The 14,601-nt window shown below is 65.1% G+C and carries 9 protein-coding genes and 1 tRNA gene; 3 read left to right on the forward strand and 7 right to left on the reverse strand.

Annotated elements, in window-relative coordinates:
* Positions 1 to 101: 101 nt before the first annotated feature.
* Both Q9K02_RS02685 and Q9K02_RS02690 read right to left on the reverse strand, forming a co-directional pair.
* Positions 102 to 719: an LON peptidase substrate-binding domain-containing protein gene (locus Q9K02_RS02685; protein ID WP_422785403.1), complete on the reverse strand. Its 618-nt coding sequence runs from the start codon at positions 717 to 719 to the stop codon at positions 102 to 104.
* Positions 716 to 1,630 carry a tetratricopeptide repeat protein gene (locus Q9K02_RS02690; protein WP_305933430.1) on the reverse strand — a complete coding sequence of 305 codons (915 nt, stop codon included), beginning with the start codon at positions 1,628 to 1,630 and terminating at the stop codon, positions 716 to 718. The genes Q9K02_RS02685 and Q9K02_RS02690 overlap by 4 nt, the downstream gene beginning before the upstream one ends.
* 195 nt (positions 1,631 to 1,825) lie before the next feature.
* On the opposite strand from Q9K02_RS02690, the gene Q9K02_RS02695 reads away from it, so the two are divergent.
* Both Q9K02_RS02695 and Q9K02_RS02700 read left to right on the forward strand, forming a co-directional pair.
* A tRNA-Gly gene (locus Q9K02_RS02695) sits at positions 1,826 to 1,900 on the forward strand.
* Between the two features lie 122 nt (positions 1,901 to 2,022).
* Entirely contained in the window at positions 2,023 to 4,203 is a 2,181-nt protein-coding gene (locus Q9K02_RS02700; protein ID WP_305931499.1) for a TonB-dependent receptor, read from the forward strand.
* Positions 4,204 to 4,209: 6 nt separating this feature from the next.
* Here the strand turns inward: Q9K02_RS02700 and Q9K02_RS02705 are convergent, their stop codons facing one another.
* The 5 genes from Q9K02_RS02705 to mtnP are packed head-to-tail and all read right to left on the reverse strand — an operon-like array spanning position 4,210 to position 11,611.
* Complete coding sequence (locus Q9K02_RS02705; protein WP_305931500.1) at positions 4,210 to 5,385, reverse strand: saccharopine dehydrogenase family protein; 1,176 nt, start codon at positions 5,383 to 5,385, stop codon at positions 4,210 to 4,212.
* Between the two features lie 44 nt (positions 5,386 to 5,429).
* A complete protein-coding gene (dcd, locus tag Q9K02_RS02710; RefSeq protein WP_278329269.1) occupies positions 5,430 to 5,984 on the reverse strand; it encodes a dCTP deaminase in 555 nt (184 codons plus the stop codon).
* A 59-nt stretch (positions 5,985 to 6,043) separates the two neighbouring features.
* Positions 6,044 to 9,178 (reverse strand): bifunctional proline dehydrogenase/L-glutamate gamma-semialdehyde dehydrogenase PutA, encoded by a 3,135-nt coding sequence (gene putA, locus Q9K02_RS02715; protein ID WP_305931501.1) that lies wholly within the window; start codon positions 9,176 to 9,178, stop codon positions 6,044 to 6,046.
* A gap of 55 nt (positions 9,179 to 9,233) precedes the next feature.
* On the reverse strand, positions 9,234 to 10,742 hold the full coding sequence (gene glpD, locus Q9K02_RS02720) for a glycerol-3-phosphate dehydrogenase (protein WP_305931502.1): 1,509 nt from the start codon (positions 10,740 to 10,742) through the stop codon (positions 9,234 to 9,236).
* Positions 10,739 to 11,611 carry an S-methyl-5'-thioadenosine phosphorylase gene (gene mtnP / locus Q9K02_RS02725; RefSeq protein ID WP_305931503.1) on the reverse strand — a complete coding sequence of 291 codons (873 nt, stop codon included), beginning with the start codon at positions 11,609 to 11,611 and terminating at the stop codon, positions 10,739 to 10,741. The genes glpD and mtnP overlap by 4 nt, the downstream gene beginning before the upstream one ends.
* A 194-nt stretch (positions 11,612 to 11,805) precedes the next feature.
* Between mtnP and Q9K02_RS02730 the strand changes: the two genes are divergently transcribed.
* Positions 11,806 to 14,586, forward strand: coding sequence for a phosphoenolpyruvate carboxylase (locus Q9K02_RS02730; protein ID WP_305931504.1), 2,781 nt, complete (start codon positions 11,806 to 11,808; stop codon positions 14,584 to 14,586).
* The last annotated feature ends 15 nt before the right edge of the window (positions 14,587 to 14,601 follow it).

Consider the following 14,601-nt stretch of genomic DNA (forward strand, 5'->3'; position numbering starts at 1 on the left):
GGCCCCGAGCCAGCAGGCGAGGCAAGCGCGACCGCGCGCCCGCAGCGGGTGCAGCTTGCTGCACGTCTAGCGAGGACCGACCGGCGGATGCCGGTTGGCAATTATTGCAACGTCACGATTTCGTCGCCGTCGTCGCGCAGGGCGAAGAACTGCATCAGCTGGATCATCAGCTCGCAGCGCTGCGACAGGTTCGGGGCTTCGAGCAGCGCCTGCTTGCTGGCCGCATCGAAGGGTATGATCTGCGCGACGCCGTTGATCAGCGTCTCGTCGTCGAGCCGCTGGACCGAATCCCAGTCGACCGAATAGCCCTGCAAATCGGCGAACCGGCGGGCCTCGAACTCGAAGCTGCCGCGCTCCACGCTGGAGAGGAATTCGTTCTCCGGATCGTCGAGGATTTCCGCCTCGACCTGGCGGAAGGAGGTGGTGACCTCCAGCTCCTTGAGCACGCGGAAGCGCGCTTCGCCGTCGAGAACGATGTTGTAGCGTCCGTCCTCCAGCGCTTCGACATCGGCGATCCGTCCGACGCACCCGATGTCGTAGAGCGGCGCGCGATCGGCAGAGCGTTGCGGCTGGATCATGCCGATCAGCCGGTCTTTGGCCAGCGCGCTGCCGACCAGATCGCGATAGCGCGGCTCGAAGATATGCAGGGGAAGCTGCAAGCCCGGAAACAGGATCGCGCCAGGCAGGGGAAAAATGGAAAGCCGCTTCGTCATCGTCATCCGAACAGCAGCTTCGACAGCCGCCTGCGCGTAGCGACGACCCACGGGTCTTCCAGCCCGACCGCCTCGAAGATCTGCAGCAGCTTGGCCTTCGCCGCGCCCTCGTTCCATTCGCGATCGGTCTCGAACATGGCCAGCAATTCATCGGCGGCCGCGTCGCGATCACCGGCGGCGAAGGCGGCCTCGGCATAGTCATAGCGCGCCTGCATATCGCCGCCTTCGGCCTTGGCTTTCAATTCGGCGAGCTCGCCATCGTCGACCTTGTTGCCGGCAAGCTCGAGCGCGCTTTTCGCCTGTTCGATCTGCGGGTCGGAGGCCACGGCCGGATTGGTCTCGGCGGCCTGCAGCGCAGACTGTGCGGACTCGACCTGTCCCGCCTGCACCAGAGCGCGCACGAGCCCGGCATGCGCTGCCGCATTGTCGGGCGCCATCTGCACGACCTGCCCGAAGATGCCCGCCGCACGCTCCGCATCGCCTTCGGCCAGCACCTGCTCGGCCATTTCGACGAATTGCGTGACGTCCTGCTGCTGCGGCTGACCGCCATCGACATCGCCGCCCTGCACGGGGATCTGCGCGAGAATCTGGTCGAGCGTCTGCTTCAACTGCGATTCGGTGCGCGCATTGGTCAAATCCGCGACCGGCTGCCCCTGGAACATGGCGTAGACGGTCGGGATCGACTGCACCTGAAACTGCGCGGCGATGAACTGCTCCTTGTCGACATCAATCTTGCGCAGCTCCACGCCCTTGTCGGCATACTCTGCGGCCACCTTCTCGAGGAGGGGGGCGAGTGCCTTGCACGGGCCGCACCATTCGGCGAAGAAATCGAGGATGATCAGCTTCGACATCGAGGGTTCGACGATGTCCTGCTTGAAGCGGTCGACCGCCTTCTGCTCGTCGATGCTCAGACCCATGCTTGCCACGTTATACCACCTGTTTGCGTAATCCGGAGTGCGTCCCATGTGGGCATTCGCGCGGCAATGTGAAGGAGCAGGGGCCAAGCGACAAGCCTGTCGCAAATTCTGCATTTTTTGGGCTTGCGGGACTCATGACCCGCTGCTAGTTGGCCGCCTCCCCACCGGGCCATGCGGTTCGGCGAGCGTCAGTGAGCGGGCGTAGCTCAGGGGTAGAGCACAACCTTGCCAAGGTTGGGGTCGGGCGTTCGAATCGCCTCGCCCGCTCCATTTTCCTCCAGCGATCGAGCTAGAAGCGACGACCGATGCGGTTCGTCGTGTGTTGGCGTGCATTCGTCCAAACCTGCCGGTTTCGGGTTGCAACGTGAAATGCAGGCGCTAATGGGCCGGTTATGTTGTATCATCATCACCGCATCGCCCTTCTCCTGTCGTCCGTCGCGTTCGTCGGGGTCACGCCCGCAATCGCTCAAACGACGGAGCAGCCTCCCGAGACCGAAGCGGCCGATCCGGATCGTACCGACGACGTGCATGACCGTCGCCGTGATACGCAGAACGTCATTATCGTCAGCGCGCAGGGGCTGCGCCAGTTCGACCTGCTCGCCGGGACGAGCGTGGTCGAGGACGTTGAACTCCAGCGCAATCTCGACGGCCAGCTGGGAGAAGTGCTTGCCCATCTTCCCGGCGTTTCCGCAACCGGCTTCTCGCCCGGCGCGTCGCGCCCGGTCCTGCGCGGTTTCTCCGGCGAACGTGTGAAGGTGCTGGTCGACGGGGTCGGCGCGATCGACGTATCCAACACATCCGACGACCACGCGGTATCGATCGATCCGCTGAACGCCGAGAGCATCGAGGTGCTGCGCGGCCCGGCCGTCCTGCTGTTCGGCAGCCAGGCGATCGGCGGCGCGGTCAACGTGATCGACAAGCGCATCCCCCGCCGCATTCCCGACGAGCCGGTCCATGTCGATGCGCTCGTCCGCGCGGATACGGCGACCGACTTGCGCGAAGCAGGCGCGTCGGTCGACGTGCCCTTCGGCCAGACCGGACTGGTCGCCCATTTCGGCGGTAGCTGGCGCGAGACCGGCGATCTTGAGATCCCGGGCTTCTCGGTCGCACCGGCGCTGCGCGCCGAATTGCTCGAGGAAGCTGCCGAGGAAGAAGCGGAAGGCGAATTCGAAGAGGCCGACGAGCTGCGCGAAGCCGCCGATCAGCGCGGGTTCGTACCCAACACCGCCAGCGAAACCTGGTCGGCGAATGTCGGCCTCGCCTTCATCGATGGCGACAGCAAGTTGGGCGCATCCTTCGGCATTTACGATTCCGCCTATGGCATTCCCGGCCGCCCCGGCGCCGGTCACCACCATGGCGAGGAAGAGGGCGGCGAAGAAGAGGAAGGCGAGGAAGAGGGCGAAGAGCGCGTCAGCATCGGCCTGCGCCAGTACCGCGCCGACCTGCTGGCCGATCTTGCCCTGGGAGACGGTTTCTTCGAGCGCATGAAGCTGCGCGTCGGCTATTCCGATTACACGCATACCGAATTCGAAGGCGATGAGGTCGGCACCGTATTCGACGTCGGCGGGGTCGAAGCGCGGCTGGAGATCGTCCAAGATACGCAAGGCCGCTGGCGCGGATCGATGGGCGCGCAATATTACGCCCGCGATTTCGATGCCGAGGGCGCGGAGGCCTATGTCGCGCCCAACCGGACCGAGCAATATGCGCTTTTCGCGCTGCAGGAATACGGCAATGGCCCGCTGCAGCTGGAAGGTTCGGCGCGATTCGAGACGACGTCGGTGAACTCGGTCCCGCTTGGCATCGAACGCAATTTCGATACTCTCTCAGGCGCAGTCGGTCTTGCTTACGACGGGCCCGAGGCCTTCCGCGCAGGCGTCAACGTCTCGCGCGTAGCCCGCGCCCCGAGTGCGGAAGAACTCTTCTCCAACGGTCCGCATATCGCCACGCAGGCATTCGAAGTCGGCGACCCCGACCTCGTCACCGAACGTGCGTGGGGTGGCGAAATTTATGCGCGAGGCCGGCTGGGCCGCGCCGAATTCAGCGTGGCGGCGTACCGGAGCTGGTTCGACAACTATATCTACCTGTCCGAAACCGGCTTCGAGGAAGACGATCTGCCGGTGTTCGAATATCTCCAGCAGGATGCGACCTACACCGGCGTCGAGGCCGAACTGGCTTACACCTTTTTCGACAATGGCGACTGGAGCTTCGGCACCGAGCTGACCGCGGAATATGTCCGCGCCAAGCTGGACGATGGCAGCAACGTCCCGCGCATTCCGCCGCTGGGCCTGTCGGGCGCGCTGGAAGCGTCGAGCGAGGCCATCGACGTGCGTGCCGAAGTCGAATGGTACGACGGTCAGGACGACGTTGCGGCTTTCGAAACGCCGACCGACGGCTACACCTTCGTCAATGCCTCGGTCGCCTGGCGTCCGCTGCGGGCCAACCCGGCGGTGTCGCTGCTGCTCCAGGCAGACAACATCTTCGACGTAACCGGGCGGCGTCACACCAGCTTCACGAAGGACTTCGTGCCGCTGGCGGGCCGCAACATCACCGCGAGCGTGCGGCTCAGCTTCTAGGCGAGGTCAGTCTTCGACGGCGAAGGTGAGTTCGGCATGGTCGCGCAGTCGCTCGACCAGCTTCTCGCCAAGGAAATAGCCCGGGGTGCCGACGCCGCCTTCGCCGTCCGTCTCGAGCAGCGCCATGCCGGTTTCGGCCAGCATGCGGCTAGTCGAGCCGTAGCCGGGATCGTACTTACCCTTCACGCCGTAGTGCAGCGTCCGGCCGTCCGGCATCTCGGCCACGAACAGCACATCGTAAAAGCCGTTCTCGCGCTCTTCGGGGGTCGGCCCCTCGCCGGGCTTGGGCGGCTTGGCGCCGAAGGGGTTCTTCATCATGTCGGCGGCTGCCTTGGCCGCCGCCTTGCCCGCGTCGCCGGGGCTCGTGAGCACCATCTCGTCGTAGCGGAAATCGGTCCCCCACGGATGGCCGAGCAGGAAGTTGGTGCGGTGGACGTTCTTCGTATTAATCGGCGCCATCACGAACGGCGCGGCCCATTTGCCGAGGCTTTCCTCGTAACGCGGGATCATGCCGTTGGGCTGGTCCGGTCCTTCGAAACCCGGCGTCAGGCCGAAACTGCTGGTGAGTATCGGGACGAGCTTGGGGTTCTTCGCCACCGCCTTCATCGTCTCGGTCAGGCTGGCGACAGTCCCGCCCGAGGCGCTGCCTGCCATCCCGCGCACGCGCCCTTTCACGCGCGGAGCGGCGGAACCGAAGCGCTTCTCGGCCTCCTTCTGCGCCATCAGCACGCCGAGATCGAAGGGGATCGAGTCGAAGCCGGACGAGAAACAGATGCGCGCGCCGCTGGCTTTGGCGGCCTCCATGTGCTCGTCGATCTTCTGCCGCATCCAGACCGGCTCGCCGCACAGGTCGGCATAGTCGGTGCCGGTCTTGACGCAGGCCGCGACAAGCTCGTCGCCATAGAGTTGGTAGGGGCCGACGGTCGTCAGCACGACCCTAGTGCGGTTGCACATCGCCTCGAGGCTGGCCGGATCGGATGCATCGGCGACGATCATCGGCGTTGTCGAAGGGGCGCCGATCTCGTCGCGCACCGCCGTCAGCTTGTCTTCGCTGCGGCCCGCCATCGCCCATTTCGGGCCATCGTCGCGGCTGCCATACTCGCGGACGAAATGCTCTGCCACCAAGCGCCCGGTATAACCGGTTGCGCCATAGACCACGATGTCGAATTCCCTGTCGGCCATGTTTATCTCCTTTGCGCGCTGCATGCGCCCGGCGCGCGGGAGAGTCAAAGCCGCGGTAGGGTGACTCCGCGCTGCCCCATATATTTGCCAGCCCGGTCCGAATACGTGACTTCGGGTCGCTCGTTCCCCTGCAGGAACAGGAACTGGCACGCGCCTTCGTTGGCGTAGATTTTCGCGGGCAGCGGCGTGGTGTTGGAAAATTCCAGCGTCACATGGCCTTCCCAACCCGGCTCCAGCGGGGTGACGTTCACGATAATCCCGCAGCGCGCATAGGTGCTCTTGCCGAGGCAGATGACCAGCACGTCCTCCGGGATGCGGAAATATTCGACCGTGCGCGCCAGCGCGAAGCTGTTGGGCGGTATCACGCACACGTCGGTATCGCGATCGACGAAGCTGTTGCTGGCGAAATCTTTGGGATCGACCACCGCGCTGTCGACATTGGTGAAGATCTTGAACTCGGGCGCGACCCGCGCATCGTAGCCGAAGCTCGACAGTCCGTAGGAAATGCACCCCTCGCGCCGCTGCGCCTCGACGAAGGGCTCGATCATGCCCTCGTTCGTCGCCTTGTCGCGGATCCACTTGTCGGAAAGAATCGCCATGGGGCGAAGATTCCCGAGCCGCGCCGTTACGGCAAGCGGCCCGGGAATTTTATCCGCGTCTAGCTCGCCAGCAGCGTTGCGTTTCCGCCTGCGGCCGTCGTGTCGATGCAGACCACGCGCTCGGTCGCAAAGCGCGCGACGTAATGCGGTCCGCCGGCCTTGGGCCCGGTGCCGGAGAGCCCTTCGCCGCCGAAGGGCTGGCTTTCGACCACCGCGCCGATCTGGTTGCGGTTGACGTAGAAATTGCCGACCTTCGCGCGGCTCTCGACGAAGGCGCGCGTGTCGTCGTTGCGACTGTGGAGGCCGAGCGTGAGACCGTAGCCAGTCGCGTTGATGTCCTCCACCACGCGGCCGAGATCGCTCGCCTTGTAGCGCACAACATGGAGGATCGGGCCGAAGTTCTCGCGCTTCAGGTCGAGGATCGAATCGAGCTCGATAATGGTCGGCGCGACGAAGCATCCGGCGGCCGCTCCGCGATGCAGGCGGCGGCGCCAGACGTTGCTGCTACCCTTCTTGCGGCGCGCGACGTGGCGTTCGAGCGAGCTCTTCGCGTCCGGATCGATCACCGGCCCGATGTCGGTGGCGAGGTGTTCGGGATTGCCGATATGCAGAGCCTCGAATGCACCGCGGATCATGGTCAGCATCTCGTCGTACACGTCCTCCTGAATGTGGAGGACACGCAGGGCCGAGCAGCGCTGGCCCGCGCTCTGGAACGCGCTGGCGACGACATCGCGCGTCACCTGCTCGGGCAGCGCGGTGGAATCGACGATCATCGCGTTCTGCCCGCCGGTCTCGGCGATCAGCGTGGCGATCGGCCCGTCGCGCGCGGCGAGGCTGCGATTGATCGCCTGTGCGGTCTGGGTCGAGCCGGTGAAGGCAACGCCCGCGATGCGCGGGTCCGAAGTGATGAGTTCGCCGACTTCGCCAGCGCCGGGAAGCAGCTGGAAGGCTTCCTCAGGAATGCCAGCTTCGTGACACAGGCGCACCGCAAGCGCCGCGATCAGCGGGGTCTGCTCGGCGGGCTTGGCCACCACCGTATTCCCCGCAGCCAGTGCGGCGGCGGGGGTGCCGATGAAAATCGCCAGCGGGAAGTTCCACGGGCTGATGCAGGCGAAGACGCCGCGCCCGTTCAGGGTCAGGCGGTTTTCCTCACCCGTCGGGCCGGGCAGCGGCATCGGCCCGCTGAACTGGCGGCGCGCTTCGTTGGCATAGAAGCGCAGGAAGTCCACGGCTTCGCGCAGCTCCAGCACGGCATCGAGCAGCGTTTTGCCCGCCTCGCGCTGGCAGAGCGAGAGGAACTCGTCGGTATGCTCCTCGAACAGGTCGGCTGCGGCTTCCAGCAGGAGCGCACGCTTTTCGCCGCCGAGCGCGTTCCAGCCCGGCTGGATATCCTCGGCCCGTGTGATCGCTTCCTCGACTTCGAAATCGAGCGCATCGCGGCGCGTGCCGACCTCGGCGGAAAGATCGTGCGGCTTGTTGATCGGCGCGACTTCGCCCTCCGCGCCGGAGCAGAAGGTCGGTTCCGCGCGCCAGTGCTTGCGGTCGAGCTCGGCCAGGCGGCCGAGCAGGGGTTCGAGCACCAGCGGGTCCGACAGGTCCACCCCCGCCGAATTTTTCCGGTCCGGGAAGATGTCTTCGGGCAGCGGGATCGTCGGATTGCGATAGGGATCGAGCGCGGCCAGTTCGGCCATCGGGTCGGTAGCCAAGTCTGCCGCCGGAACGTCGGCATCCGCCATGCGGTTGACGAAGCTGCTGTTCGCCCCGTTCTCAAGCAAGCGACGCACGAGATAGGCGAGCAGGTCCTTATGCGTGCCTGTTGGCGCATAGATGCGCACATTGGTGCGCCGGTTGCCCTCCATCTGCGCAAGCGCGCCATAGACGTCTTCGCCCATGCCGTGCAGGCGCTGGAACTCGAAGGTCTTGCCTTCCCCCATCGCCTTGATCGAGCCGATGGTATAGGCATTGTGCGTGGCGAAGGCGGGATAGATTGCATCGTTCGCGGCGAGCAATTTGTCCGCGCAGGCAAGGAAGCTGACGTCGGTCGCGATCTTGCGGGTGAAAACGGGGAAATCGCTCAGCCCGCCAACATGGGCGAGCTTGATTTCGGTGTCCCAATAGGCCCCTTTGACGAGGCGGACGAAGAACCTGCGATCGTGCTTGCGGGCTAGCCGGGCGACCCATTCGCACAGCGGCACGCCGCGCTTCTGATAGGCCTGGATGGCCATGCCGAAGCCTTCCCAGCGCGTGCCGTCGGCGCGGGTGAACAGGCTGTCGTCGCGTGCCAGCGCTTCGATGATGTCCATCGACATCTCGAGCCGGTCGGCTTCCTCCGCATCGACGGTGAAATGGATATTCGCGTCGCGCGCCATCTCCGCCAGGTCGCGCACGATCGGCAGGAGGTCGGCGATGGCGAGGTCGGCATGCATGAAGGTGTATTTCGGATGCAGCGCCGACAGCTTGACCGAGATGCCGGGCGAGGTCGCTAGGTTACCGGTGGATTCGCGCGCCAGCCGCTCGATCGCCTTCTGGTAATTGACCCGGTACCGCTCGGCATCGGCATAGGTCATCGCCGCTTCGCCCAGCATGTCGAAGCTGTGCGTGAGCCCGCGCGCCCGCTCGGGCGCGGCGCGCTTCAGCGATTCCTGGATCGTCCGACCATAAACGAACTGGCCGCCGAGGATGCGCATGGCCTGCAGTGTCGCCTTGCGGATCACCGGCTCGCCCAGGCGGTTTACCGCTCCCTTGAGCGTGCGGCGCATGCCCTTCTGCGCTTCCTCCGGCCGCTCCAGCACTTCGCCCGTCAGCATCAGCGAGAAGGTGGCGGCGTTGACGAAAGTGGAGGAGCTTTCGCCCATATGCTCCGCCCAGTCGATATCGCCTATCTTGTCGCGGATCAGCGCGTCGGCGGTGGCCGCATCGGGCACGCGCAGCAGCGCTTCGGCAAGGCACATCAGCGCCACGCCTTCTTCGGTCGCGAGGCCATACTGGTGGAGGAAAGCATCGATGCCCGAAGCCTTGCGCTTGCGCGCATCCTCGATGAGCCGGATAGCGATGCCCGCAGCCTCGTCATGCAGTTTCGATGCCCGTGAGGCTTCGGCGAGACGCTGCGCGACGCAGGCGTTCTCTTCGGCGCGATAGGCGACGCGCACTTCGTTGCGGGAAATAGGCTTGGGGGCTGGATCTTTCAGGGCCATTCGACTCGCTTATGGTCAGAGGAAGCGCCCCACTTGGACCTGCAACCTCTTGCTTTCAAGCGAAGTCGGCGGTTTCCGTAGCGTTGGCGGCCATCCACTCGCCCACCCGTGCCTGTGCATCGGCGGGCAGGTGCAGCCCGAGCTTGCTGCGCCGCCAGAGCACGTCTTCGGCGGTGCGCGCATATTCGTGGCGCACGAGGTAGCGCAGCTCCGCTTCGTAGAGATTTCCGCCGAGGCGTTCCCCGAGATCGTCGAGGTTCTCGGCACCTTGCAGGATGGAGGCCAGCCGTGTCCCATAGGCGCGGGCCAGCCGCAGCAGCATCTCCGGCGGCACGAACGGATAATGCTCGCTCGATTGCCAGAGGAAGCGGGCGAAGTCCCCGTCCTCGAACTCGCCGCCCGGCAGAGATGCAGTCGCAGTCCACGGCTCGCCGGGAACGGTCATCGCTTCGCCCAGCTTCCCCAGAGCATGCTCGGCCAGTTTGCGGAAAGTGGTGATCTTCCCGCCATAGACCGACAGGATCGGCGCGCCGCCGTCGGCCTCCAGCTCGAACACATAATCGCGCGTGACCGTGCTGTTGCTGGCCGCATTGTCCTCGTAGAGCGGGCGGACGCCGGAATAGGTGGAGACGATCTCCTCGCGCGTCACCTGGCTCACGAAATAGCGCGAGGCGGCTTCGCAGAGATAATCGATCTCCTCATCCGCGATGCGGACTTTGTCGAGATCGCCTTCGTAGAGCAGATCGGTGGTGCCGATCAGGGTGAAATCCCGCTCGTAGGGGATGGCGAAAACGATCCGGCCATCTGGCTGCTGGAAGATATAGGCATGCTCGCCCGGGAAGCGCCGTGAGAGGATGATGTGGCTGCCCTTGACCAGCCGCAGGTGCGAGGGCGTGCCGCTGCCGAGCGCGGCCTTCGCGAGCCGGTCCACGAAAGGTCCCGCCGCATTCACGACGGCTCGCGCCTCTATCTCGCGGTCCCCTCCCGGCGCCTGCAACGTCGCCCGCCAGCCGTCCGCCGAGCGCGCCAGCGCGGTGCATTCGGTCCGGGTCAGCACGGTCGCGCCGCGTGCCTCGGCGTCCATCGCGGCGAGCACGACGAGGCGGGAATCCTCCACCCAGCAATCGGAATATTCGAAGCCCTTTGTCAGGCGATCCTGCAGCACGCCACGGTGCGGTGGCACGGTAAGGTCGACCGCCTTGCTTCCCGGCAAGCTCATCCGCCCACCGATATGGTCGTAGAGGAACAGGGCGGCGCGCAGCATCCAGCGCGGGCGCATGCTCGGCTCGTGCGGCATGACGAAGCGCAGCGGCCAGATGATATGCGGCGCGGCGCGCCGCAGCACTTCCCGCTCGCGCAGGGATTCCGCCACCAGCCGGAATTCGTACATCTCGAGATAGCGCAGGCCGCCATGTACCAGCTTGGTGCTGGCGGAAGAGGTGTGCGAGGCGAGATCGTCTTTCTCGACCAGCAGCACGCGCAAGCCGCGCCCCGCAGCATTGCGCGCGATGCCTGCGCCGTTGATGCCGCCGCCGACGACCAGCAGGTCGTAAGCTTGGCTCATCCCTTGCCCAGCAGGCGGCCTGCCACCGCGTCCAGCTTGGCAACCAGCGCCTTGTCGTGCTTGTCCGGGGCGGTGATGACCGCGTCGGCGAGCGCCTGGTCGATGGGCGAAGGATTGCGCTTCTTTGGCAGGCCCTTGCAGAAAATCTCGACTGCCTTGCGCGCGATGGCGGCATTGGCGTTCATCTGCTTGACGATCTCCGCCACATCGACGCTTTCCGCATCGTCGCGCCAGCTGTCGTAATCCGTCACCATGGCAAGCAGCGCATAGGGCAGCTCCGCCTCCCGCGCGAGTTTCGCTTCGGGCATGCCGGTCATGCCGATAACCTCGGCGCCCCAGTGGCGGTAGAGCTTGCTTTCCGCGCGGCTCGAGAACTGCGGGCCTTCCATCGCCAGGTAAGTCGCACCCTCGCTGCAGCCGCCGCCTGCTTTTTCGACCGCCTTGAGCGCGTGTTTCGACAGGCGCGGGCACACCGGTTCGGCCATGCTGACATGGGTAACGAAGCCGTCACCGTAGAAGCTCGCGGGGCGGCCCTTCGTGTTGTCGATAAACTGATCGACAGTCACGAAGCGGCCGGGCGGGAGCTCTTCGGACAGCGAGCCGACCGCGCTGATGGCGAGAATGTCGGTACAGCCAGCGCGCTTGAGCGCATCGATATTGGCGCGCGCATTGATGTTCGACGGTGCGATGCGGTGGCCGCGCCCGTGCCGCGGCAGGAAGCGGACGCGGACATGGCCGATCGTGCCGCACAGGATCTCGTCCGACGGCTCGCCCCAGGGCGATTTGACCGAAATCCACTGCGCATCCTCCAGCGCATCCATCGCATAGAGGCCGGAGCCGCCGATAATTCCGATGGTCCAGTCGCTCATGCTCGTCGTCCCGCTTGTTGCATCATTCGCGCATCGGTGAAGCTTCGCACCCGCGCTGTCCAGCCCCTTGCGAAACGCCTTGCAACCAGTGCGCGCCGCATGCGTATTCATGGACAACGGGGGCGCGCTCGCCTTGACTTGCGCGGCGCATTCCCGCCGAACGGATCGCGATTTTTATGCCGGAGGACACCCGAATGCCCGACCAGACGCTGGCCATCACGCTTGCTGGCCTCAGCGAGAGATTGCAGGAGCTTCATCGGCAGACCGCACTGACCCCAATCTTCAATCCAGTATTTCAGCTGTCGCTCGATATCTCTCGCCGGTTGGAGCGCGACGAAATCGGCATCGCGGACCTCTCTCGGTTGATCGAAGAGCTGGAGGCGAAATCCCTCGATGCCCGGGCCGAGCGGCTGCGCTGCCTCGTCGTGCCGGAAGAGGCCGAGGATCGGCTCGATGGCCAGACGTCGGCGGATGGCGAGTTCGACGTGTTCCGCAATTTCTGGGAGCACCCGCACATGCACGCGGTGTTCACCGCGCATCCGACCTTCCTGTTGACGCCCGACCAGTCCGCGGCCGTGGCGCAGGCGGCCTCGCACGGCGGCGGGATCGCGCCTGGCAAGAGCGGCGAGCGGCCGGAGATCACGCTGCGCTACGAACACGAGCGGGCGATGTCCGCCATTGCCAATGCGCAGGACGCGCGCGACCGCATCGTAAGCGAAGCGCTGGATACCGCGCATGAGAAATGGCCGAGTCGCTGGTTCGATTTCACCCCGCTGCCGTTCCGCTTTGCCACTTGGGTCGGCTACGACATGGATGGCCGGACCGATATCAAGTGGTACACCTCGATCGCTTTCCGCCTTGCCGAAAAAGCGCAGCGGCTCGAGCGCTACGCCGCGCAACTCGAAGCGATCGACGACGACCACGAATTACTCGGGACGCTGCGGGCCGCGGCGACGCGGACGCGGGCGAGCGCGGATGAGTTCGCCGGAGATCTTTCGGACGCTGGCGACCTGTCGGCGGCTGCCAACCGTCTGACCGAGGACGGCGAAGGCAAGCTGCTGTCCCTGCGCCAGACCATCGCGCAGCTTGAAGGCGAGGCGGCGTCTTCCACCGCGGAAAAAGCCATCGCCCTACGTACGCTCACTGCGGCGATGCGCGCCGACGGAATCGGCATGGGGTGGATCCACTTTCGTGTGAACGCCAAGCAGCTGCACAATGCGATCCGCACGCGGCTGGGCGATGCGGCGGATATTGACCTCGGCAGTCGCGGGGCGCTTGCCGCGCTGCGTGAGCTGATCGCCAATGTGGAACCTGTCAGCGCGAATTTCGCTAGCCTCGCGGTCGAGAGTTCGACTGCCGTGCGGCAATTCCTCGTGATGACGCAGATCCTCAAGCACATCGATGCCGATGCGCCGATCCGCATGCTGGTGGCCGAATGCGAGCAGCCCGCGACGGTGCTCGCCGCGCTCTATTTCGCCAAGCTGTTCGGGATCGAGGACAAGGTCGATGTCTCGCCGCTGTTCGAGACCGAGACTGCGCTGGAGCATGGCGGCCGTTTCCTCGACGCGCTGCTGGCCGAGGGCGAGTACCGCACGTACGCGAAGCGCCGCGGTCGGATCGCGATCCAGACCGGTTTTTCGGATGCCGGGCGCTTCGTGGGGCAGATTCCGGCCAGCCTTGCAATCGAGCGTTTGCAAGGCCGTCTATCGCAGGCGATGGAGAATAACGGGCTGACCGATGTGGCCGCGCTCATCTTCAATACGCATGGTGAGGGGATGGGGCGCGGCGCGCACCCCTCCAGTTTCGAGGACCGGATCGAATGGCCGCTATCGTCCTGGTCGCAGCGCCGTTTCGCGCGCGCGGGTATCCGGTTGGAGCCGGAGGCCAGCTTCCAAGGTGGCGATGGCTATCTGTTCTTCGCCACGCCCGAGTTGGCTCTCGCGACGCTGACCAAGATCGTCGAGCACACGCCAGCGCACACCGATGCACAAGTGCCGACCGATCCTTTCTATCGGCGCACCGATCTCAGCCTCGATTTCTATCGCGCGATCAAGGAGCATCAGCGCGACCATCTGGAAAGCCGGACCTACAGTCGCGCCGTCACAGCTTTCGGCCTCGGCCTGCTGAACAAGACCGGCAGCCGCGTATCGCGCCGCCAGTCGGACCTCTCTGCCGATCGTGAGATGAGCCTGCGACAGATCCGCGCGATCCCGCACAATTCGATCCTCCAGCAGCTCGGCTATCCGGTAAATATCATCGCCGGCATCGGCAGCGCGGCGGAAGGCAATATCGAGGATATCGCCACGCTGCTCAACGAAAGCGCCCGCGGGCGGCAGATCATGCGGCTGGTCCGCGCGTCCAATTCGCTCGCCAGCATCAAGACCGTGGCTGCCTATGGCGAGCTGTTCAATTCCGCCTATTGGGCGAGCCGGCCCTATCGCGGGACCGAAGATCACCTTGGCGAAGCCTGCGAGGCGCTGGCGGAATATCTCATTTCGGACGATCGCAACGGCGTCTTCCGTCGCCTCGCCTCGCGCCTGCGCGTCGATGCGCTCAAGCTCCACCGCCTGTTCGAACTCGTGCCCGATGAGGAGCCGCATCCGGATCGCGAGAATGTGCGCCGGATCATCGGTGTGCTCCAAGCCGTGCGTCTCGCACTGCTCCAGCACATGTTCCTGAAGGCGGTCTCGGTCCCTGCCTTCAGCCGGGCAAACGACATCAGCCGGACCGACGTGCTGGAAATGGTCTTTTCCCTCCGCATCGACGACGCGCTGGCGCAGTTGCGGCGCGCTTATCCGGTTAGCTTCCCGCGCAAGGACGACTTCAACATGGACGAGGCCGGTGAATATCCGCGCGGACAGGGCGAAGGCTATGCCGACATCCGCGAACGCTATATCGACCCGATCGACGATGCCTATGCGCTGTGCCTGCGCATTTCGACCTGCATCGCCAATGAGTTCGGGGCGCACGGCTGATTGATTCGCCAGCGG

This window comes from Qipengyuania profundimaris (assembly GCF_030717945.1).
Lineage (GTDB): Bacteria > Pseudomonadota > Alphaproteobacteria > Sphingomonadales > Sphingomonadaceae > Qipengyuania > Qipengyuania profundimaris.

Excerpts from the sequence above, each read along its gene's own strand:
- Q9K02_RS02685 (WP_422785403.1), bottom strand. The coding sequence starts at position 719 with ATGACGATGACGAAGCGGCTTTCCATTTTTCCCCTGCCTGGCGCGATC.
- Q9K02_RS02690 (WP_305933430.1), bottom strand. The coding sequence starts at position 1,630 with ATGGGTCTGAGCATCGACGAGCAGAAGGCGGTCGACCGCTTCAAGCAG.
- Q9K02_RS02700 (WP_305931499.1), top strand. The coding sequence starts at position 2,023 with ATGTTGTATCATCATCACCGCATCGCCCTTCTCCTGTCGTCCGTCGCG.
- Q9K02_RS02705 (WP_305931500.1), bottom strand. The coding sequence starts at position 5,385 with ATGGCCGACAGGGAATTCGACATCGTGGTCTATGGCGCAACCGGTTAT.
- dcd (WP_278329269.1), bottom strand. The coding sequence starts at position 5,984 with ATGGCGATTCTTTCCGACAAGTGGATCCGCGACAAGGCGACGAACGAG.
- putA (WP_305931501.1), bottom strand. The coding sequence starts at position 9,178 with ATGGCCCTGAAAGATCCAGCCCCCAAGCCTATTTCCCGCAACGAAGTG.
- glpD (WP_305931502.1), bottom strand. The coding sequence starts at position 10,742 with ATGAGCCAAGCTTACGACCTGCTGGTCGTCGGCGGCGGCATCAACGGC.
- mtnP (WP_305931503.1), bottom strand. The coding sequence starts at position 11,611 with ATGAGCGACTGGACCATCGGAATTATCGGCGGCTCCGGCCTCTATGCG.
- Q9K02_RS02730 (WP_305931504.1), top strand. The coding sequence starts at position 11,806 with ATGCCCGACCAGACGCTGGCCATCACGCTTGCTGGCCTCAGCGAGAGA.